Below are 21,526 nucleotides of genomic sequence, written 5' to 3'. Positions count from 1 at the left end.
GCACCTTCAAATACAAGTCCACGGTGTATATCCCCAAGCCCTCCCGAAATCCGAAAGGGCAAAAGTGGACGACTTTTACGCCGCCCGCGACAACACTATGCCGTCGCTACCGTGGCCGAGTATTGCTCCGCCGTTCACACGCTGTGGTTGCGGCCATGGATGCGGCTCGAAATAGCGACCACAACGGTCCCCGCGTGATCATTTTCGACACCACCATGTGCAAGGGTGTTCCGTTCCTTGAGCAGCGCGAGATCACCCACTTTGTCCGCGTGGATGCAGATGAATGGGGCAAGGCTCTGGACGTTCTTGAAGAAGGAAAGCCCGCATGACCATGGCATCGATGGCGCGCAAGTACGAGCCGCGCAAAGTCACCCCGAAAGAGGAACGTCAGGCCACAAGCGCGATGATCGCCTCGCTGGCCGCCGAAGGGTACGACACCGTTGCGGCCCCCTTTGGTCAAGCTCTGGTCGAGGCTGCGAAAGCGGACGACCGTATCGTCGGCCTCACGGCCGACCTTGGAAAATACACCGACCTGCACATCTTGGGCAACGAGATGCCCGACCGGTTCTACCAGATGGGGATGGCCGAGCAGATCCTGATGTCTGCTGCCGCTGGTATGGCGCGAGAGGGGTTCATTCCCTTTGCCACCACCTATGCTGTGTTCGCCTCGCGCCGCGCCTATGACTTTATCGCCATGGCGATCGCCGAAGAGAACCTGCCGGTGAAAATCTGCTGTGCGCTGCCCGGTCTGACCACCGGCTACGGCCCCAGCCACCAAGCGACCGAGGATCTGGCGATCTTTCGCGGCTTGCCGAACATGACCATCATCGATCCCTGCTGTGCCGACGACATCATGGGCATGGTTCCTGCGATGACCGAACACAACGGCCCCGTCTATTCGCGCCTGCTGCGCGGCAAGGTGCCGTCGGTGCTGACCCGCCACAAGCCGGACTACAAGTTCGAACTGGGCAAGGCGCAGATGATCCGCGAGGGCAAGGATGCGCTGGTGATCTCGACCGGTTTCATGACCATGCGCGCGCTGGATGCTGCCGAGCAACTGGCCAAGGACAACGTCGACGTGGCCGTGCTGCACTGCCCGACCATCAAACCGCTGGACGTCGAGACCATCGTCGCCGAGGTGTCCAAAGGGGGCCGTCTGGTCATCACCGCCGAGAACCACACCAAGGTCGGCGGTCTGGGAGAGGCTGTCGCCGGTGCCCTGTTGACCAACGGTGTGGCCCCCAAATTCCGCATGATCGGCTTGCCTGACGAATTCCTCGAGGCGGGCGCGCTGCCGACCCTACACGACATGTACGGCCTTTCGGTTTCGAAGGTCGCAGAACAGATCAAGGGGTGGCTCTAAGGCCCCCCGCGACACACCCCTAATCACTACTACTTCGGAGGAGAGGCGCTCATGGGCCTACTAGAAGGTAAATTCGCAATCGTCACCGGCGCGGCTTCGGCACGTGGCCTTGGTAAAGCGACTGCAAAACTATTCGCCGAGCACGGCGCAACCGTTGCGATTCTGGACTTGGACGAAGACGCAGCCAAGGCAGCAGCCGCCGATATCGGCGAGCAGCATGTTGGTCTGGCGTGTAACGTCATCGACAAGGACGCATGCCAAGCAGCTGTTGACGCGTTGACCGCCAAATGGGGCCGGATCGACATTCTGGTGAACAACGCAGGCATCACCCAGCCGCTGAAGTCGCTTCAGATCGAAGCTGGCAACTACGACGCTGTCATGGACGTGAATCTGCGTGGCACCCTCTACATGTCGCAGGTTTGCATGCCGATTATGCAACAGCAGAAATCCGGTAGCGTCGTTAACCTGTCGTCCGTGTCCGCTCAGCGCGGCGGCGGCATCTTTGGCGGCCCGCACTACTCGGCAGCAAAAGCAGGCATTCTGGGCCTGACCAAGGCGATGGCGCGTGAATTCGCACCCGACCAGATCCGCTTCAACGCGATCTGCCCCGGCTTCATCGCGACCGACATTACGGGTGGTAAACTCACCCCTGAGATGAAAGAGATGATCGTCGAAGGCATCCCCATGGGTCGCGCCGGCGAGGCATCGGATGTAGCAGGCTGCGCTCTGTTCCTGGCTTCGGATCTGTCGGCATATTGCACCGGCACCGAGGTTGATGTGAATGGCGGCTCGCTCATCCACTAAACCCCTCCGCAGCGCGTTCGGAGGAGTTCGCGCTGCGGTCTTCACTGTAAGTTAGTAACGAGGAGAGACTAATGAAATCCGTTATTTACGCTGCACTAGCCGCAACCACCATGGTCGCGGGTACCGCAAACGCAGCAGAAGTTATTTTCGCTCATGGCGCGAACCCCGGGAACCCCCGCTACGTCGCTGCTGAGAAGTGGGCAGAAGTTTATGCAGAGTGCTCTGGCGACACCGTGAACCACGCGCCGTCGGCCACTCTGGGCAACGATGTTGAGATGCTGACCTCTGCAACTGCAGGTGTTATTCAGGTTTCGGCCAACAGCCAAGGCGCCATGAGCCAGATCGTCCCCGAGATCGGTCTGCTGGGTTTGCCCTTCCTGTTCAACGACCTGCCGAGCGCATGGGAAGTTCTGGACGGCGAAGTCGGCGATATGCTCGACGAGCGCGCGCAAAACTCGGGTCTGAAGATCCTGGGTTTCTGGGATAACGGCATCCGTAACGTTACCCACGTTTCCAAAAACGTCTCGTCCCCCGAAGACTTGAAGGGTATGAAAATCCGCACGCCCCCGGATCAGATGACCGTCGACATCTTCGAAGCTCTGGGTGCGGCGCCCGCACCGCTGGCATGGTCGGAACTGCCGACCGCTTTGCAGTCCGGCGTGTTTGACGGTCAGGAAAACCCGCTGACCAACATCTACTCGGCCAAGCTGCACGAGATCACCCCCTTCGTGACCATGACCGGCCACAAGTACGAGTCGACCCCCGTGGTCGCAGGTCTCGCTTGGTGGGCAACTCTGGACGCAGACAAGCAGGAATGCGCGCTGAAGGCGACTGCCGAAGCGGGCGAACTGCAGCGCAACCTGAGCCAGGAAGGCGACACCTCGCTGCCGCCGAAAATGAAGGAAGAAGGCGCAACTTTCGCTGACGCCGACAAAGAGGCCTACAAAGCCGCAACCGCTTCCGTCTACGAAAAGTACGCAGAGACCTACCCCGAGTTGGTCAAAGCGCTGCAAGAGGCGACGGCCCAGTAATGGGTAACGGTTTCGGCGTGAGCCCGAACAATGGGGAGGGGGCGCAAACGCGTCCCCTTCACCGGTATGTCACGCAGATCATCCGTCTGATCGCGCTCTCGGGAAAGCTAATCGCGGTCGGCACCATTGTATTTATGTTCGTGGCGCTGTTGGCCAACGTGGTCCTGCGCTATGCCTTCGGGTCCGGTATTTCTTGGGCCTATGAAATCCACGCGCTGTTGCTCCCTTGGTTGGTGGCATCGGGGCTGGTGATTGCCGCATCGCGCGGTACAAACATCGCGATCACCATTTTGCCCGATTTCCTGCCCGTAGACTTGCGGCGCGGTCTTCTTGTGATGATCGAAGTCGCGATCATCGTGATTTCTGTCACAGTTCTACAGTCCAGCCAGCCAATCCTGATTGCGTCCAAGTTCCAGACTTTGTCGACGCTGGGGATCAAGCAGTACTGGGGCTACCTGAGCCTTGTTTACGCATTCGCAGGTATGGGCCTGATCTCGGTGCTCGAGATCCTGCGCCTGCTGAGTGGTGCGTCCGTGGCGACCAGCGACGTCGAACGTCGCAGTTTGAGTTAAGAGGGGGGAAGCCATGACCGGACCTATGATCTGGGTATTCTTTATCCTGCTAGCGTTTGCGGTGCCGATCGGGCACGCGATGCTGGGGGGCGTGGCAGCGGCCCTATGGCTGGATGGCAAGCCGATGGCGGTGATTGCGCAGCGCCTGTACACGCCGACGCAGAGCTTTCCGATGCTCGCGATCCCGTTCTTTATTCTGGCGGGCAACCTGATGATGTCGGGCCGGTTCGGGCAGTACCTCGTGAACATTGCGCGCCTTTTCGTGGGGAATATGAAGGGCGGTTTGGGTCAAGTCTCGATCATCGGCTCTGTCATGTTCGGCGGCGTGTCGGGTTCGGCTGTGGCGGACGCTTCGGCATTGGGGAACGCGCTGATCCCCGTACAGAAGAAGCAGGGGTATCCATCGGGCTTTGCGGCTGCGGTGAACTCGGCGTCTTCGACCGTGTCGGTCCTGATCCCACCGTCGATCCCGCTGATCCTGTTTGGCCTCGTGTCGAACGTGTCGATCGTGGATCTCTTTGTTGCAGGTATTCTGCCTGGCATTTTGCTGGGTGTGGGCATGTTCACCACTGTGTGGTGGACCGCGCGTAAACAAAACCTGCCGCGCTCGCCGCTCGAAGGGGGCTTCCACGCCTTCAAGGGGCAGCTCTTTGCTGCGATCCCAGCGCTGATCATGCCCATCTTCGTCATCGGCACCCTGCGTTTCGGCATTGCGACCCCGACCGAAGTGTCGGTGATGGCCGTGGCCTACGCACTGCTGGTCTCAGGCGTTATTTACCGAGACCTTGGCCCGCGGGAAATCTGGAACGCGCTCGTCGATACGGCCGCGATGACCGGCGCGGTGATGCTGATCATCATGGCGTCCTCGACGCTTCAGTGGGTCATGACAGCAGAGCGCATTCCACAGGAATTGGCATCTTGGGTCGCCGCGACCTTTGCGGATCCTTGGATGGTCATTCTGATGCTGAACCTCGTGATGCTGGTCGTCGGGGCCTTCCTTGACCTGCCCGCAGCTGTGCTGCTGCTGGGACCGCTGTTCGTGACCATTGGTCAGTCGATCGGTTTGGATCTGGTGCAGCTTGGCCTGATGATGGTCGTGAACTTGGCCGTTGGTCTGTATACGCCGCCTGTGGGGACGACGCTCTTTATCTCGATGGGGATCGCGGATTCCAAACTAGGGCCGACGGTCAAATCGCTTCTGCCGTTTTATGCGGTGGCGCTGATTGTGCTGCTGCTCATATCTTACGTGCCTGCGCTGACGATCTACTGATCGAAGCAGGCCATTTATAGCAACGACGCGGGTCCTGCGGGGCCCGCGTTTTTGTTTGCGTGACGCAGCGTGACTTTCCCGCGCTGCTGGACACGAGGGCAGGGCGCAGATCACTCTGGCAAGTACGGGCACGGAGGAGTGTGCCACGGACGAAACAGGGGAGAGTTTCATGTCCAGCAAAGATCCGATTGTCATTGTCGGTGCATCTCGAACAGCGATGGGCGGTTTCCAAGGCGCGCTCGAAGGGGCCTCTGGGGCTGAACTCGGGGCCAGCGCGATCAAAGGTGCTTTGACCGGTGCGGGCCTGAGCGCGGATGCAGTGGAAGAGGTTATTATGGGCTGCGTCTTGCCTGCGGGGCAGGGGCAGGCTCCGGCGCGTCAGGCGGCCTTGGGCGCGGGGCTGCCTTTGTCTGCTGGGGCAACGACCGTCAACAAAATGTGCGGATCAGGGATGAAGGCGGCGATGTTGGCACATGACCTCATCCTCGCGGGCAGCGCGGAAGTCATGGTCGCGGGCGGGATGGAGAGCATGTCGAACGCCCCCTACCTGCTGCCCAAGGCGCGCGGCGGCTACCGGATGGGGCACGGTCAGGTGATTGACCACATGTTTCTGGACGGCCTGGAAGATGCCTACGACAAAGGCCGTCTGATGGGCACCTTTGCCGAGGATTGTGCCGAGGCCTATCAATTCACCCGAGAGGCACAGGATGCTTATGCCATTGCGTCTCTGGACCGCGCGAATGCCGCGATCAAAGAAGGCAAGTTCGCGTCAGAGATTACGCCGATCACTGTGCGTCAGGGACGGGCAGAGGTTCAGGTCGATACCGATGAGCAGCCCGGTAACGCACGCCCTGATAAGATACCCGGTCTGCGCCCTGCCTTCCGCAAAGACGGGACGGTCACGGCGGCAAATGCGTCGTCTATCAGCGATGGCGCTGCGGCGATGGTTCTGATGCGCATGTCCGAAGCGGAGCGCCGAGGCCTGACGCCCCGCGCGATCATCCAAGGGCACAGCACCCATGCCCACGAGCCAAACCTGTTCCCGACGGCTCCGATTGGGGCCATGCGCAAGCTGTCAGAGAAGACGGGCTGGGACCTGAAGGATATTGACTTGTTCGAGGTCAACGAAGCCTTTGCCGTCGTCGCGATGGCGGCGATGCGGGACCTCGATCTACCCCATGAGAAGGTAAATATTCATGGCGGGGCTTGTGCCTTGGGCCACCCGATTGGTGCGTCAGGGGCGCGGGTCATGGTCACACTGCTGAGCGCGCTTGAAACGTATGACCTGAAACGCGGGATGGCGTCCTTGTGCATCGGCGGCGGGGAGGCGACAGCTATTGCCATCGAACGTGTCAACTAGACCTGCGTAAGAATGTTGTGAGCTTTCAGGCTTTGGAGTTTTCGGCAACGGGCGCTAAGTATCGGCACAGGAAACGATTCCCGTGAATTATCGGCGATCCTTGGCTTGTCGGGTCTGGGGTCTTTCCATATATGCCGATGTCCTGTGCGGATGCGCTAACCGGAAGGCAGAGACATGCTCCAGACGCCCTATTACCTGATCGACAAATCGCGCCTGTTGCCGAACATGGAAAAGATCGCGTGGCTGCGCGAGCATTCTGGGGCCAAGGCTTTGTTGGCGCTGAAATGCTTTGCCACTTGGTCCGTGTTCGACATGATGAGCGAGTATATGGACGGCACGACCTCTAGCTCGCTATACGAAGTGAAGCTGGGGCGAGAGAAGTTTCCGGGCGAAACCCATGCCTATTCCGTGGCGTGGGCGGATCACGAGATTGACGAAGTCTTGACAAGTTCAGACAAGGTCATCTTCAACACCGTCGGGCAACTGAACCGTTTCGAGGAAGTTAGCCGCAACCACACGCGCGGTCTTCGCGTGAACCCGGGTGTGTCGACCAGCGGCTTTGATCTGGCGGACCCGTCGCGGCCCTTCAGCCGCCTTGGCGAACATGATCCCGCGAATATCGAACCCGTGGTCGATCTGATCAGCGGTTTCATGTTCCACAACAACTGCGAGAATGCGGATTTTGACCGGTTTGACGCAATGTTGAACGGCATAGAGCAGCGCTTTGGCTACCTGATCCGCCAGATGAAATGGATCAGCCTTGGCGGCGGCATCCACTTCACCGGCGAAGGCTACCCCTTGGAAAAACTGGCCGAACGTCTGAAACGCTTTAGTGACCAGAATGAAGTGCAGGTCTATCTAGAGCCCGGGGAGGCCGCGATCACCAAATCCACCACGCTCGAGGTCACCGTTCTGGACACGCTGTTCAACGGCAAAAACCTTGCCATTGTGGACAGCAGCATCGAAGCGCATATGCTGGACCTGTTGATCTACCGCGAAAGCGCGCGGATGGAGCAGTCCGGTGATCAGGAATGGATGGTCTGCGGCCAATCTTGTCTGGCCGGTGACATCTTTGGCGAATTCAAATTCCCCGAGCCGCTAAAGGCAGGGGATCGCATCAGCATTCAAGATGCGGCTGGCTACACGATGGTCAAAAAGAACTGGTTCAATGGCGTAAAGATGCCCGCTATTGCCATCCGCGAGTTGGATGGAACCGAGCGTCTGGTTCGGGACTTTGATTATCAAGATTTCGCGGCAGCCTTGTCGTGATCGCGTCGTCTTCGGGCGATAGAACTTTTCCCTAAACACAGAGACAAGGGGGTTCGATACGTTGAAACAGAACGTACTCATCATCGGCGCTGGTGGCGTCGCTCAGGTCGTGGCGCATAAATGCGCGCAGAACAACGATGTGCTTGGTGATATCCATATCGCAAGCCGGACGCTTTCCAAGTGCGAGGCGATCCTTGAGTCGGTCCGTGAAAAGGACGCGATGAAGCAAGAGGGCGTTCTGGAAGCCCATCAGGTTGACGCGATGGACAGTGCGGCTGTTGCAGCGCTGATCAACAAGACCGGCGCGCAGATTGTGATCAACGTCGGCTCGGCCTTTGTGAACATGACCGTCATGGATGCCTGCATCGAAACCGGTGCGGCCTATATCGACACCGCTATTCACGAAGACCCGACCAAAATTTGCGAGACCCCGCCGTGGTACGCCAACTACGAGTGGAAAAAGCGTGACCTGTGCGCCGAGAAGGGCGTGACCGCCATTCTGGGTGCGGGCTTTGACCCGGGTGTTGTGAACGCGTTTGCGCGCTTTGCGATCGACGAATACATGGACGAGGTGAAGTCCATCGACATCGTGGACATCAACGCGGGCTCGCACGGCAAGTACTTTGCCACCAACTTCGACCCCGAGATCAATTTCCGCGAATTCACCGGCGTGGTCTACTACTGGGAAGACCAGCAGTGGAAAGAGAAGAAGATGTTCGAGACCGGTCACGACTGGGAGCTGCCGGTCGTTGGCACCAGCCGCGCCTACCAGTCCGGCCACGACGAGGTGCACTCGCTTGCGACCAACTACCCGCAGGCAGATGTGCGTTTCTGGATGGGCTTTGGCGATCACTACATCAACGTGTTCACTGTTCTGCAGAACCTTGGCCTGCTGTCCGAACAGCCTGTGAAGACCGCCGAAGGACAGGAAGTCGTTCCGCTGAAAGTGGTGAAGGCCGTGCTGCCTGATCCGTCGAGCCTCGCGCCGAACTACACAGGCAAAACCTGCATCGGCGATCTGGTCAAGGGTACCAAAGACGGTCAGGACGTCGAGGTGTTCGTTTACAACGTGGCCGACCACAAGGACGCCTACAACGAGGTTGGCTCGCAGGGGATCAGCTACACCGCCGGTGTGCCGCCCGTGGCTGCCGCAATGCTGGTTGCGACCGGCGAGTGGGACGCCAAGACGATGAAAAATGTCGAAGAGCTGGACCCCAAGCCTTTCTTCACCATCCTCGATAACATCGGTCTGCCGACCCGTGTGCAGGTTGGTGGCTTGGGCGGAGAAGACAAAGCCTGGAACGAATAATTCGTCTGATAGATGGATGCAGGGCGGGGGTTTCCCCGCCCTTTTTCGTTTGCGTGCCTATGACCTGATTTCTGTCGCGTGCCTGCCGGAATGCCGCTAATGAAGCGGGCATGGAATCTGAAAACACCTTCGACATCTTCTTGGTTGCCCCGCCGGGGCTGGAAAGCGTCATCACCGCCGAGGCCCGCGAGCGCGGCTTCTCTGGCGTGACCCAGCAGGCGGGCGGTGTCACCGTTCGCGGCGACTGGCCCGAGGTTTGGCGCGCCAATCTGCAACTGCGGACTCCAGTGCGGGTCTTGGCCCGTTTTGCCAGTTTTCGCGCGATGCACTTGGCGCAGCTGGATAAGCGCAGTCGCAAGATCGACTGGGCCGCACTGCTGCCGCAGGGTGTATCCGTCAAGGTCGAGGCCACCTGCCGTAAATCCAAGATTTACCACGACCGCGCCGCAGCGGACCGTGTGAAGACCGCGCTGAAAGACAGCGTCGGTGCCGTGATTGATCCCGAGGCAGAGTTGGTGATTAAGCTGCGGATCGAGGATGACCTCTGCACCTTTAGCGTCGATACCAGCGGTGAAAGTCTGCACAAACGCGGCCACAAGGAGCGTGTGAACAAGGCGCCCATGCGCGAAAACCTTGCCGCCGCTTTCCTGCGGCAGATGGGGTATGACGGGTCGCAAGCGGTACTGGATCCGATGTGCGGGTCCGGCACCTTTGTGATCGAGGCGGCGGAAATGGCGATGGGTCTCTATCCCGGCCGCACCCGTAGTTTTGCTTTCCAGACGCTGAGGAATTTCGATGCAGCCGCGTTTGACGCGATGAAGGCCGGCGTGCAGCCCCAAAAGGCCCCCGCTCAGTTCTACGGGTCGGACCGCGATACTGGCGCGATCCACATGAGCACCGTGAATGCAGAAAAGGCGGGCGTCGCTACTTTAACGGAATTCCGCCACGCAGCGGTCAGCGACTTACAGCGCCCCGATTGCGCGCCCGGCATTGTTATCGTGAACCCACCCTATGGTGGCCGCATTGGCAACAAGAAACAGCTTTTTGCGTTGTATGGCGCCTTGGGAAAAACCCTGTCAGAGCGTTTCAAAGGCTGGCGTGTTGGTATCATCACTACAGATGGTGGTCTGGCCAAGGCGACGGGTCTGCCATTCCTACCCACAACGCCGCCCGTGCCCCATGGCGGCATGCGGATCACGCTGCATCAGACGGACCCGCTGACGTGACGCATCTTGGGTGCGCGTAAAACCCAACCTTTGATCGGCGCGGGCAGATCGCCGGCCTGTCCAGAAGTTGTCTCTTGCTTCTGTACGCTCTGCAATTGACCGGAGCGCCGGAATTTGAGAGGCCTTGGCCGATCTATTCCGGAGCATCCCTATGTCGAAACCGATTTTTTTCCTGAACGGGCCCAACCTGAACATGTTGGGCACCCGCCAACCCGAAGTCTATGGCTATGACACGCTGGCTGATGTCGAAGCCAAGTGTCGTGCGCTGGCGTCGGAGCACGGGTACGAACTGGTCTTTGCCCAGAGCAACCACGAAGGCGAAATCGTAGAACTGGTGCAGCGCGCCCGTCTCGAGGCGTGCGGAATCGTCATCAACCCTGCGGCTTACACGCACACGTCAGTGGCAATCCGCGACGCATTGGTGACCTGCGAGATGCCGATCTTTGAGGTCCACATTTCCAATGTCCACGCCCGCGAGGCTTTCCGCCATCACTCTTATGTCTCTGATATTGCAACAGCTGTGATCGCTGGGCTGGGGATCGAAGGTTACATGGCTGCGCTACGCCGCTTGGTTCAGCTGGTCTGAGGTTTCCAAGTGGGGCGCGGTGTTCATTATCGGAAACCGTTGTTCCCATCGCATACATCTAAGCGCCCGTTTCCAGACGAAACGGGCGTTTTTCCGTTCCGATAGGGCGGGGGATGGGGATACTCGCCCGCACGCCTCTTACTCTGGGCATCCCTCAATATTCTGGAACGAAGATGATGCAGACGACCCCTCATTGCCTTGAGCGACAGCGCAAGACGCTAATCGCAGGTGATCTGGCGTTTTCCGACAGATTCTTTCCAATCCGACGCGCTAGGAAGTGTATCAGGCAAGCTGCACTGCGTCACCAAGAGGGAAACCACGCGGGCCGAGGCGCAGTTCAACACTATCATCTTTCGCATTATACGCTCTAGACGACCGTTCAAGGATCACACGCATGACAAAGTATGCCCTGACCGTCACCTGTCCCTCGACCCGCGGGATCGTGGCCGCCATCGCAAACTACCTCGCTGACAAAGGCTGCAACATCACCGACAGCTCTCAGTTCGACGACAAGCAAACCGGCAGCTTCTTTATGCGTGTGAGCTTTAGCAGCGAGCAGGGCAAAGATCTGCTCGAGTTGCAGGATGGCTTTGGCGGTTTGGCGGGTGAGTTCAACATGGACTTCACCTTCCATGATGAAAGCGAGAAGATGAAGGTCATCATCATGGTCTCGCGCTTTGGTCACTGCCTAAACGATCTGCTGTACCGCTGGCGTATTGGCGCGCTGCCGATCGACATTGTGGCCGTGATCTCGAACCACATGGACTACCAGAAGGTCGTCGTGAACCACGATATCCCCTTCCACTGCATCAAGGTGACCAAAGAGAACAAGCCGCAGGCAGAGGCGCAGATCATGCAGGTTGTGACTGACACCGGCGCGGACCTGATCGTTTTGGCGCGCTACATGCAGATCCTGTCCGACGAGATGTGCCAGAAGATGTCCGGACGCATCATCAACATCCACCACTCGTTCTTGCCCTCATTCAAGGGGGCGAACCCCTACAAACAAGCGTTCGAGCGCGGGGTGAAGCTGATCGGGGCGACCTCGCATTATGTGACCGCTGATTTGGATGAAGGCCCGATTATCGAGCAGGACACCATACGCGTGACCCACGCCCAAAGCCCGGATGACTATGTATCCCTTGGCCGTGACGTTGAGGCGCAGGTGCTGGCGCGTGCGATCCACGCCCACATTCATCGCCGTGTCTTCTTGAACGGAAACAAGACTGTGGTTTTCCCCGCAAGCCCGGGGTCATACGCGTCGGAGCGCATGGGCTGAGCTTCTGCCACATTTCAAAAGATCTGGACCCGCGTCATTTGGCGCGGGTCTTTTTCTTGCCATATTTCCGCCCGATGGCCGAAAAGACCGAGAATATCGCACGCGTTCTGCCCGACAAAAATACAAAATAGAGAGCGGTCCGTCTGGGGCAAAAACGTTCTTATACTTGTCTATACGAAAGATAACCCTCTGCTGTTTTCTATCACAGCGCGAGTTAAGGTCGCATATCAAACTCGAAATAGTTGTAAGACACGCTTGCATTTCATACTTTTGACTGGGGTGGCGCACCATGATGTCGCGTAGAAAATCTCCATAAAACAAGGATGATCGGGATCTCTGGTGCCCTATATATCTGTCCGAAGTCTCGGGTCTTCGCGATTCCTTCATTCTGTGGATAACTCGGAATCAATGAGCAGATCGACTGGGTTATCGCCGGAACTTCGCGCTCGGATGCGGATCTTCGCCGCTCAATTTTATTGCGAACATGTAGGGGCGCGGTGATTAATTTTGCAAAAATATAGGGCGACGCCTCTCAATTCAGAGGAATTACAGCGTTTCACCCATTCGATTTGTCCGATAGAGCGTGATTTCGGCCACAATGCCCCCGCGCTACCTAAAAATACTGGAGATTGTGTCCAAAAGGCGGTAGCTTGATCCCAATGGTAATAAGGCCACGCGAAAAGACGGGCCTATTTGAGGCGGAGCAGAGCAATGCAGTCAGTTGACTATGTCGTCAAGGACGGCACAGGTATTTATCGTGGTGGCCTGGCCGGAGAAGGTGGTCAAACCGTTCTTCAAGTTACAGGTGGCCAAGAGATTTCTCTGAACTTGCGCCGTGATTCTGTACTGAATTACGTGCGTGAAGGGGCTAATCTCCAGATTGCCCTCGCAGATGGTCGTGTGATCGTCTTGGAGAACTATTTCAGCGGCGCGGAAAGCAAACTTTATCTGTCTGCGGACGGTGAGCTGTCGCAAGTTATTATTACCGGCGACGATGGCGCCGCGACCTTCGGCGGGTATGCTGACGTCGCAACTTGGGGCAAGTGGAGCCCATCTGACGAACTCATCTTTGTTGATGGCGACGATGTTTTTGCCGCGGCCCCCGATGACGAGGCTGTCGCTATGTTGGCTCCGGCTGCTCTGGCAGGTCTTGGACCGGCAGGTTTGGCCGCAGCAGGCCTGTTGGGCATAGCCGCGCTGGCGGATGGCGACGACGACAATGGCGGCGGTAGCAGTTCAACCAACAATGAAGACGTCGTGCCGACTGTCGATCCCGGTGATTACACCATCACCTCAGATGAAAACACCCAGACTGTCCCGATCACCGGTACCGCGCCTGCTGGATCGACTGTTGAAGTCGTTATCGGCGACGTGGTTCTGGAAACCGAGGCCGACGCGGACGGCAACTGGTCCGTCTCGACCGAGCCGGGTAACATCCCCGGCGAAGGCGACAGCCAAGCCGAAGTCACCGTGACCGAGCCTGATGGCACCGTTACCGAATTGGACGGCCCGACTATCTTTGTCGACACCATTCCGCCGACCACCATCATCACCGATGGCGCTGTATCGACCGATGACGTCTGGAACGAAGCGGAGTACGAAGATCAGGACGGCGTTCTGATTGTTGGCGAAGGCGAGCCTAACTCGACCGTTGCCCTGACCATCGACGGCACAACGCGCGAGACCACGGTTGCCGAAGACGGCACTTGGAGCATCGCATTCACCTCTGACGAAGTCGCTGACGGTGATGCGAACGCGGACGGCACTCGCAACACTCCGATCACCATCGTTTCGACCGATGAATACGGCAACTCGATCACAACCTTTGACGAGCTGGCACTGGATACCGAAACCTATGTGACTGCGGACTACGAATCCTTTGGCGACGAAGGTACAGCCTACGACGACGACTTCACTGCGAACGCAGAAGAAGTCGAAGGAGACGGCGTGACCCTGACCGGCACTGCCGAAGCAGGCGCAACTGTTGTGATCCGTGTTGGCGGCGAGCAGGGCACCGAAGAATACACCGTCACTGCTGATGCAAGCGGCAACTGGGAACTGGTTGTTCCCGAAGACGAAGTCACTCTGGGTGATCGCTACGACGTTCCGCTCTACATCTACGCGACCGATGCGGAAGGCAACACTGCAGTCGAAAGCAACCCCGATGCAGAGGTTGACGATGGCACCGTCAGCGCAACCGGCACCGTCTTTGTGGACACCGTTGTAACCAACCTGTCGATTGACGATCTGACCCCAACGGGCACTGTCTTCAATGCAGAGGACACCGCAAATGGCCTGACCCTGACCGGTACCGCCGAGATCGGCGCAACCGAAGTCTATGTCAGCTTGAACGGCGATCCCAGTACCCGAACTCTGGCCACCGTTGATACGGCGACCGGCGAATGGACTGTGACCTTTGATCCGTCGGTCGTACCTTCGGTGGACAACGGCGAAGTCGAAGTTCAGCTCGAAGTGACTGACATCGCGGGCAACAACGACGGTATCGGCGACGATTATGGTGACACCACCACGATCACCATCGACAACGTGACCCCCGAGACTCTGAATGCTGGCTTCATCACCATCTCGCAGGACAACGTGAACACCGTTGGTTTCCGCACCACCGGCGATGGCGAAGAAGTTCAGGTTTACTCCGTGAGCGAAGCTGGCACTGCAACCGAGGTCGCGACCACCGCGACTGACCTTGCAACTTACACCAGCGTCGATTTCTCGACCGGCATTAACGGCACTCTGGGCAACGACGCGATCCTCGAGAACTCGGACGAGGCTGGCAACTCGTCGTCCGTCTACATCGCCCTGCCGGACAACGACGATACTGCGGTCGATGTGGACTGGTCCTCGCTCGAAGAGTTCAACATCGACGCGATTGACCTGTCATTCCTGTCGGACGCGACCCTTGAGTTGACCGAAGCGCAGATCCTTGCTCTGTCCGAGAATGGTGACAAGGTTACCGTTTCTGGTGAAGACGATGATACGCTGACCGTGACCGGCGCAACAGCGACTGGCGAGACCGAGACCATCGATGGTCAGACCTACGACGTCTACACCATTGGTGATGACGGAGCGACGATTGTTGTCGACGAAGATATCGTCATCAACACCTGATCCGAGTAAACCATCAGAGTGGCGCATGATTTGCGCCACTCTTTGAGGCCGCACCGAACAAAAAATATAAAGGTGCACGAGCGGAGTTCAGAATACATGAGACGGGCAGCGACACTCGCTGCCAGCGTTGCCGTCTTTGCGCTGGCTGGCTGTTTCGGTAAGAGTTACGAAGAGACCAATGGGTCTCCATTTGCGTCGAGTCCTGCCGAACCGGGTGAGGAAGCGCTGCAAGAACAGCGTTCCGAAATTATTTCTATTCTTCAATCGCGCGAGAGCCTGCTTCCACAGGGCTCTCCGTTTGACACTGTGGCAGATGCTGTCATGGCGGCAAACGCCCGCGCAGCCGAGGCCGAATTGCGGTCTGCGTTGCTGCGTTCCAAAGCGGCGGATAAAAACTGGCTACCGCAGCTTGGTCCGTCGATCTCGCTCACAAGCATGAGCGATTTCGTGGCAAGTCTCTTCATCGAACAAGTGCTTTTTGACAACGGCAAGCGCAAAGCAGAACGCGAGCTGGCCCGTGCTGATGTCGAAGTGGCAGCCGTCACTCTGTCCGAGGACAGCAACAATCGTGTCCTGACCGCTCTTGAGCTGTATCTTCAGGCCGAAAAAGCGCGCGCCCGTGTGGCGATCACGCGGCAGGCCGCAACTGATATGACCGAGTTCATGCGCATCATGGAGGCACGCGTCGCCGGTGGTGTGTCCGATACCTCTGACGAACAAGTGCTGCGCCTGAAGCTGGACGAAGCACGAGAGACCCTTCATGCGGATCTCGAAGCAGAGCGCACCGCGCTCGCCGAACTCTCCGCGATGTCTGCCTTCCCTTTGGACAGTGTTACCGGGATTTCCGAAGTGCCTGTGTTCCCGGCGGGTGTTCAGCCTCTTGATGTGCTGATGGCGCGTGCGGAGATGGACCGCGACGTTGCAGAGACCAAGATCGAACGTGCAGGCTTCCTCCCTTCGCTCACTGCTGGTGGTACAACCAGCAATGTCCGCACGGACATGGGCGTCTCGATCGAGACCGAGAACCTGATCGGTTTGGGGACGGGTGCTGCGCTTGGCGCGATCGAAGCGGACAAGCAAGCCGCTGCGGCGCGTATCGAGCAAGCACAGGAAAACTCTGATCGCAAAATCGCACGCCTGCGGGAATACCTCGCGTCGCTTGATCGTCAGAGTGCGAATACTGGGACACTGGCCAGCCAATCGGTTACGAACTACCGCACTTTCCAAGAGCAGTACGAGGCAGGCCAGCGTCAGGTGATGGATGTGGTGAATGTTTACGAAACCATGGTTTCGCGCCGGCTCGAGCATGTCGGGCTTAAGTATGACGCGATCCTGACAAAACTGCAGATGGCCGAGGAATTCGGTCTGTTGGTAGACGGGGATGACGTATGAGCAGCAAGGCACCCATCGCTCTGACCGTAGCGCCCGGCGGCAAAGACGCCGGAGGAAAAGCCAAGGCGGTTCTGCCGCCTGACGTGACGCCGCCTAAAAAGGCGGCGAACCCGATTCTGGGTATTGCCCAAATCGCGACCAAATGGGCGACCAAGCCCAAAGCCGATCCCGAGGGTCGCGCCAAAGCGCGCGCCGATCTGGCTTCGGTCTATGCTGGATACTTGGGCGTCAATGTCCCGCCGCGCGATATTCTGGACGCGATGATGAAGTCCGGATCTGCCGATGCCACTCAGCCCAAAGCGCTGGCTGCCGGTTTGCAAAGCGCCGGACTGTACACCAAAATCATGACCGTGGGTGCCCTGACACCTGCCCACTGGCCCGCGATCGCGCAGATGGTCAGCGGCCAGTCGATCCTTGTGCTGGACCAGATTGGCAGTGAAGTGGTGATCTACGACACCTCTTGTGTCGACAACCGCGCCTATGTGCCCCTGACCGAGTTCGAACCCTTCTTTGCGGGTGTCCTGATCCGTGCCGAAGTCAGCGTCGAGCAGATCAAAAAAATCCACGCACCGACCAAAGATGAGTCCCACTGGTTCTGGGGTGAATTTCCCAAGTTCAAACGCCAGATCGGCGAGATCGCTCTGGGCTCGCTGATTGCGAACATTCTGGCAGTTTCGGTCGCGCTGTTCTCTTTGCAGGTCTATGACCGCGTGATCCCGCACCAGTCAGAGGCGACCCTTTGGGTTCTAGCCATTGGCGCTCTGGTGGCCTTGGGCCTGGAGGCGATGATGAAGCTGGCCCGCGCGCGTCTGATGGACTCCGCCGGTCGCCAGATCGAGTTGAACATCCAGCGGATGCTGATGGAAAAGCTCTTGGGTATGCGCTCGGACCGCCGTGGGGTGTCGTCCTCTCAGCTCTTCGGGGCCATGCGCGAATTCGGGTCTGTCCGTGAGTTCTTTACCGCTGCGTCCATTGGGTCGCTTGCGGACCTTCCGTTCATTCTGGTCTTCTTGGCCCTCGTCGCCTCTATCGCGGGCAGTGTGGTCTGGGTTCTGGTGATCGGCGGTATCCTTATGGTCGTTCCCGGCTTTTTCCTTCAGAAGAAGATGATCAAGCTGACGCGCGAGAGCCAAGGCGCCTCGACCCGTTCGTCGCGTCTGCTGCATGAAACCATCTTTGAGCTCGACACTGTCAAAACTCAGCGCGGCGAAGATCGTATCCGCCGCCTGTGGATGGAGCTGACTGGCCTCTCTTCAATCAAGTCGGGCGAGCAACGCCGCATGGCGACCGCACTGACCTACTGGAGCCAAGGCATCCAGCAGGCGACTTATATCGCGGCGGTCGTGACTGGCACATATCTGGTCTTTGTCGGTGAGTTCACAGTGGGTTCGATCATTGCGGTCGGTATTCTGACCAGCCGGACTCTGGCACCTTTGACCCAGCTCGCGGGCACCTTGGCCCGTTGGTCGAACGTTCGCGGTGCACTTGATGCACTGGACGCCATTGCCGAAGCCGAGCAGGATCTGGCCGAGGGCCGCACCTACCTGCGCCGCGATCAGCTGGAAGGCAGCTTCGAGTTCCGCAACGTCCAGTTCAAGTACGACAAAGACAGCGCACCCATTCTGGACATTCGCGCCTTGGCCATCGGCAAAGGAGAGTCCGTCGCGGTTCTGGGTGTGAACGGGTCGGGCAAATCGACCTTCCTCAAGCTGCTGTCGGGTCTCTATGCGCCGACCGAAGGCCGCGTGATGATTGACGGTGTGGACATGGGCCAGATTGCGCCCCGCGACCTGCGCCGCAACATAGGCTACTTGGGTCAGGACGTGCGCCTGTTCGCGGGCACCCTGCGCGAGAACCTGAACCTGCACCAGCTAGAGCGTGACGACGAACGCCTGTTCGAAGCTTTGGATTTCGCGGGCCTTGGTCCGTTCGTCAAAGGCCACCACAAGGGTCTGGATCTAGAGATCACCGATGGCGGGCAGGGCCTGTCCGTGGGTCAGCGCCAGTCCATCGGTTGGGCACGCATCTGGCTTCAGAACCCGCCGATTGTGCTGCTGGATGAGCCGACCGCATCGCTAGACCAAACGCTCGAGGCAACGCTGGTCAGCCGTCTGGACAGCTGGCTCAAGGGACGCACGACGATTGTGGCAACGCACCGTCTGCCCATCCTGTCGCTGACCAAGCGCACATTGATTTTCCAGAACGGCCGTATGGCTGTAGACGGACCCCGCGAAGAAGTTGTCGCCCATCTGACGGCCAACGCGGCAGGCAAGATCACGAGGTAACCTATGACAACCCTCTCGACAGAATTCGAGGGCCGCACACGCGGCCCGAGCCGCATCATCTGGATGACAGGTGCGGTTCTCATTGCGTTTATCGTGTGGGCTGCGTTGGCACCCTTGGATGTGATCGTACGCGGTCAGGGCGAGATGATCTCTTCATCCCGCCCTCAGATCATTCAGAACCTCGAAGGCGGCATTCTGGCCGAGCTCTACGTGAAAGAGGGCGATCAGGTCGACCGTGGGCAGATGCTGGCGCGTCTGCACGGCACCCAGTTCAAATCCGAAGTGGATGACATCGCCGCGCAGGTCACCGCGCTGGAAATTCGCCGCGCACGACTTGAAGCCGAGTTGGCTGGCGAGTTCTCTTTCGAAGTGCCCGCCGCAATGCAAGAGGCCGCCCCCGAGATCGTGGCATCCGAGCGCAAACTCCTCGAGGCGCGGCAGTCCGACTACGTCAAAAGCCGCGATGGCGCTCAGCAGGTGCTGAACCAAGCCAGCGAAGAGCAAGCCCTGCTCGAAAAGCTGCTCGAGCGTAAAATTGTTGCGCTGATCGAGGTGACACGCGCCCGCAAGGCAACCGCTGACGCGCAGAAACGCTATGACGAGATCGTCACCCAAACCGATCTTCAGCGGGCAGAGAGCTATTCCGAGACGCTCAAAGAACTGAACACCCTTAAGCAGAACCTGAAGGCGAGCCGCGACCAGCTGGACCGGACGACACTGATCAGCCCCATGCGCGGTGTGGTGAACAATTTGGCCGTCACAACCATTGGCGGCGTCGTGCGCGCTGGCGAAGAAATCATGCAGATCATCCCGATGGACGATGAGCTGTTCGTCGAAGCCAAGATCAAGCCCAAGGACATCGCTCAGGTCCGTCCGGGTCAAAAGGCCACGATCAAATTGAGCTCTTATGACTACACGATCTACGGTGCCCTGGACGGCGAAGTGGAGCTGGTGTCGGCGGATACCTTCAAGGATGAACGCTCCAGCGCGCCGGACGGCGATCCGCACTACAAGGTCACCGTCCGCGTTGATCTAAGCAATCTGACAGAACGCCAGCGCGAGATCGAGATGCGTCCCGGCATGCTGGCCACGGTCGAGCTTTACACCGGCGAAAAGACTGTCCTGCAGTACCTGCTGAAGCCCCTCTACAAGTCCCAAGAGGCGCTTCGCGAACCCTAAGTCCCCGCCCTCTTACCTCGTTGGCGGAATCACAAGGCCCGGGTTTTCCAGTCCCGGGCCTTGCGTCATTCTGGAGTTAAGCCGCTGTATCGACCCAGATGGTGACCGGCCCGTCGTTGCACAGGTGCACCTGCATGTCGGCCCCGAACTGGCCGTTTTCCACGTGCACACCCAGCTTGCGTAGCGCCTCGCTGAAGTATTCGTACAGCGCGTTTCCCTCGACGGGGCGGCAGGCGGTCGAGAATCCGGGGCGGTTGCCGCGGCTCGTGTCGGCGGACAGGGTGAACTGGCTGACCACCAGCGCGGCCTTGTGGGTGTCCATCAGGGACAGGTTCATCTTGCCTGCGTCATCCTCGAAGATGCGCATCTTGCTGATCTTGGCCGCGAGTTTATCGGCGTCCGCTTCGGTGTCGCCTTGCATGGCGCAGATCAGGATCATCAAACCGGCGTCAATCTTGCCGACGGTCTCGCCCGCGATATCGACGCGGGCTTCGGAAACGCGTTGTAATAGTGCCCTCATAGCTCGTGGGTCCAGGGCGGGTTGGCTCCGGCCCGGCTGACCGTGATGGCCGCCGACCGTGCCCCAAGGCTTAGCGCGTTGGCGATCACCTCGTCGGACAGGTTTGCGACCCCTTCCTTCGACAAAACGCCAGCCTGCTCCAGCGACGCCAGAACACCCGCATTGAACGTGTCGCCTGCGCCCACTGTATCCACCACCGTCACAGTGTTCGCAGCCACATCCACGCGGCCATTCGCAGTGTAGCCCGAGGCGCCATCCTTGCCGCGTGTGATGCAGACCAGCTTGGGGCCCATCGCCAGAACTTGAGCGGCGTTGGCGTCGATATCCTCGCCGCCCATAAGCCATGCGAGATCTTCGTCCGACAGTTTCACGATGTCCGCCATACCCATCATCCGGTCGATGCGCGCGCGATAGGCAGCCTCGTCCTTGATAAAGCCGGGGCGGATGTTCGGATCGATCATGGTGACGCGGCTTTCCGCCTCGCGGGTCATCAGCGCCTCGTAGGTGGCGCCGCAGGGTTCGACCACCAGAGAGATGCCGCCAAAGAACATTGCGTTCACATCGTCCGCCAGATCGGGCAGGGCGTCGGTGGAAAGCATCCGGCCAGCGGTATTCTCGTCGTAAAAAGCGTAGGTCGCGTGACCGTCCACCAGTTTGACAAAGGCCACAGTGCAGGGCGCATCGGCGCGGTGGACGTACTGGGTGGACACCTTGGACGACTCCAGTGTTTCCGCCAACAGGTCGCCAAAGAAGTCAGACGCCAGACCTGTGAACATCGCCACGGGGGCCCCGAGACGGCCCAAGGCAATGGCGGTGTTGAACACCGCGCCGCCTGCATGGGGGGCAAAGGCATTTTCGCCCGTCGTCGCCTGACGGGGCAGCATGTCGATCAGGGATTCTCCGCAGCACAGGATCATTGGGGCCTCACTTGGTCATGTTTGCGCTACCAATACTC

The 21,526-nt window shown here is 58.9% G+C and carries 17 protein-coding genes and 1 pseudogene; 16 read left to right on the top strand and 2 right to left on the bottom strand.

Features of this window, described 5'->3' with window-relative positions; translation table 11 throughout:
* From AB9K37_RS04215 to AB9K37_RS04140, 16 genes and pseudogenes are all read left to right on the top strand, one after another.
* Positions 1–329: pseudogene (locus tag AB9K37_RS04215) on the top strand (hypothetical protein); the annotation flags it as partial.
* Positions 326–1,363: a transketolase family protein gene (locus tag AB9K37_RS04210; RefSeq protein WP_369835695.1), complete on the top strand. Its 1,038-nt coding sequence runs from the start codon at positions 326–328 to the stop codon at positions 1,361–1,363. The pseudogene AB9K37_RS04215 and the gene AB9K37_RS04210, both read left to right, overlap by 4 nt.
* A gap of 51 nt (positions 1,364–1,414) precedes the next feature.
* Positions 1,415–2,167 (top strand): SDR family NAD(P)-dependent oxidoreductase, encoded by a 753-nt coding sequence (locus tag AB9K37_RS04205; RefSeq protein WP_369835694.1) that lies wholly within the window; start codon positions 1,415–1,417, stop codon positions 2,165–2,167.
* Between the two features lie 71 nt (positions 2,168–2,238).
* A complete protein-coding gene (locus AB9K37_RS04200) occupies positions 2,239–3,198 on the top strand; it encodes a TRAP transporter substrate-binding protein (protein ID WP_369835693.1) in 960 nt (319 codons plus the stop codon).
* Positions 3,198–3,770 carry a TRAP transporter small permease gene (locus AB9K37_RS04195; RefSeq protein ID WP_072707491.1) on the top strand — a complete coding sequence of 191 codons (573 nt, stop codon included), beginning with the start codon at positions 3,198–3,200 and terminating at the stop codon, positions 3,768–3,770. The genes AB9K37_RS04200 and AB9K37_RS04195 overlap by 1 nt, the downstream gene beginning before the upstream one ends.
* A 13-nt stretch (positions 3,771–3,783) precedes the next feature.
* Positions 3,784–5,040 (top strand): TRAP transporter large permease, encoded by a 1,257-nt coding sequence (locus AB9K37_RS04190; protein ID WP_369835692.1) that lies wholly within the window; start codon positions 3,784–3,786, stop codon positions 5,038–5,040.
* Positions 5,041–5,209: 169 nt separating this feature from the next.
* Positions 5,210–6,400 carry an acetyl-CoA C-acyltransferase gene (locus AB9K37_RS04185; RefSeq protein ID WP_369835691.1) on the top strand — a complete coding sequence of 397 codons (1,191 nt, stop codon included), beginning with the start codon at positions 5,210–5,212 and terminating at the stop codon, positions 6,398–6,400.
* Between the two features lie 174 nt (positions 6,401–6,574).
* On the top strand, positions 6,575–7,669 hold the full coding sequence (locus tag AB9K37_RS04180; RefSeq protein WP_369835690.1) for a carboxynorspermidine decarboxylase: 1,095 nt from the start codon (positions 6,575–6,577) through the stop codon (positions 7,667–7,669).
* Positions 7,670–7,730: 61 nt separating this feature from the next.
* Positions 7,731–8,978 carry a saccharopine dehydrogenase family protein gene (locus AB9K37_RS04175; RefSeq protein ID WP_369835689.1) on the top strand — a complete coding sequence of 416 codons (1,248 nt, stop codon included), beginning with the start codon at positions 7,731–7,733 and terminating at the stop codon, positions 8,976–8,978.
* A gap of 110 nt (positions 8,979–9,088) precedes the next feature.
* Positions 9,089–10,204, top strand: a complete 1,116-nt coding sequence (locus AB9K37_RS04170; protein ID WP_369835688.1) for a class I SAM-dependent RNA methyltransferase — start codon at positions 9,089–9,091, stop codon at positions 10,202–10,204.
* Positions 10,205–10,355: 151 nt separating this feature from the next.
* Positions 10,356–10,790: a type II 3-dehydroquinate dehydratase gene (aroQ, locus tag AB9K37_RS04165; protein ID WP_369835687.1), complete on the top strand. Its 435-nt coding sequence runs from the start codon at positions 10,356–10,358 to the stop codon at positions 10,788–10,790.
* A gap of 394 nt (positions 10,791–11,184) precedes the next feature.
* Complete coding sequence (gene purU / locus AB9K37_RS04160) at positions 11,185–12,069, top strand: formyltetrahydrofolate deformylase (RefSeq protein ID WP_369835686.1); 885 nt, start codon at positions 11,185–11,187, stop codon at positions 12,067–12,069.
* Positions 12,070–12,780: 711 nt separating this feature from the next.
* Positions 12,781–15,195, top strand: a complete 2,415-nt coding sequence (locus AB9K37_RS04155; RefSeq protein WP_369835685.1) for an Ig-like domain-containing protein — start codon at positions 12,781–12,783, stop codon at positions 15,193–15,195.
* A 96-nt stretch (positions 15,196–15,291) separates the two neighbouring features.
* The gene (locus tag AB9K37_RS04150) at positions 15,292–16,587 is read left to right on the top strand and encodes a TolC family protein (protein WP_369835684.1); all 1,296 of its coding nucleotides are present in this window, start codon (positions 15,292–15,294) and stop codon (positions 16,585–16,587) included.
* Entirely contained in the window at positions 16,584–18,872 is a 2,289-nt protein-coding gene (locus AB9K37_RS04145) for an ATP-binding cassette domain-containing protein (RefSeq protein ID WP_369835683.1), read from the top strand. The genes AB9K37_RS04150 and AB9K37_RS04145 overlap by 4 nt, the downstream gene beginning before the upstream one ends.
* 3 nt (positions 18,873–18,875) lie before the next feature.
* Positions 18,876–20,051, top strand: coding sequence for an HlyD family type I secretion periplasmic adaptor subunit (locus tag AB9K37_RS04140; RefSeq protein ID WP_369835682.1), 1,176 nt, complete (start codon positions 18,876–18,878; stop codon positions 20,049–20,051).
* 76 nt (positions 20,052–20,127) lie between these two features.
* Here AB9K37_RS04140 and dtd read toward each other — a convergent pair whose 3' ends face one another.
* Positions 20,128–20,571, bottom strand: coding sequence for a D-aminoacyl-tRNA deacylase (dtd, locus tag AB9K37_RS04135; RefSeq protein WP_369835681.1), 444 nt, complete (start codon positions 20,569–20,571; stop codon positions 20,128–20,130).
* Positions 20,568–21,488 (bottom strand): carbohydrate kinase, encoded by a 921-nt coding sequence (locus tag AB9K37_RS04130; protein WP_369835680.1) that lies wholly within the window; start codon positions 21,486–21,488, stop codon positions 20,568–20,570. The genes dtd and AB9K37_RS04130 overlap by 4 nt, the downstream gene beginning before the upstream one ends.
* Between the last annotated feature and the right edge of the window lie 38 nt (positions 21,489–21,526).

Origin of the sequence: Donghicola sp. XS_ASV15 (assembly GCF_041224595.1) — a bacterium.
Classification (GTDB): Bacteria; Pseudomonadota; Alphaproteobacteria; order Rhodobacterales; family Rhodobacteraceae; genus Donghicola.
This window is presented reverse-complemented; position numbering and strand designations above follow the sequence as displayed.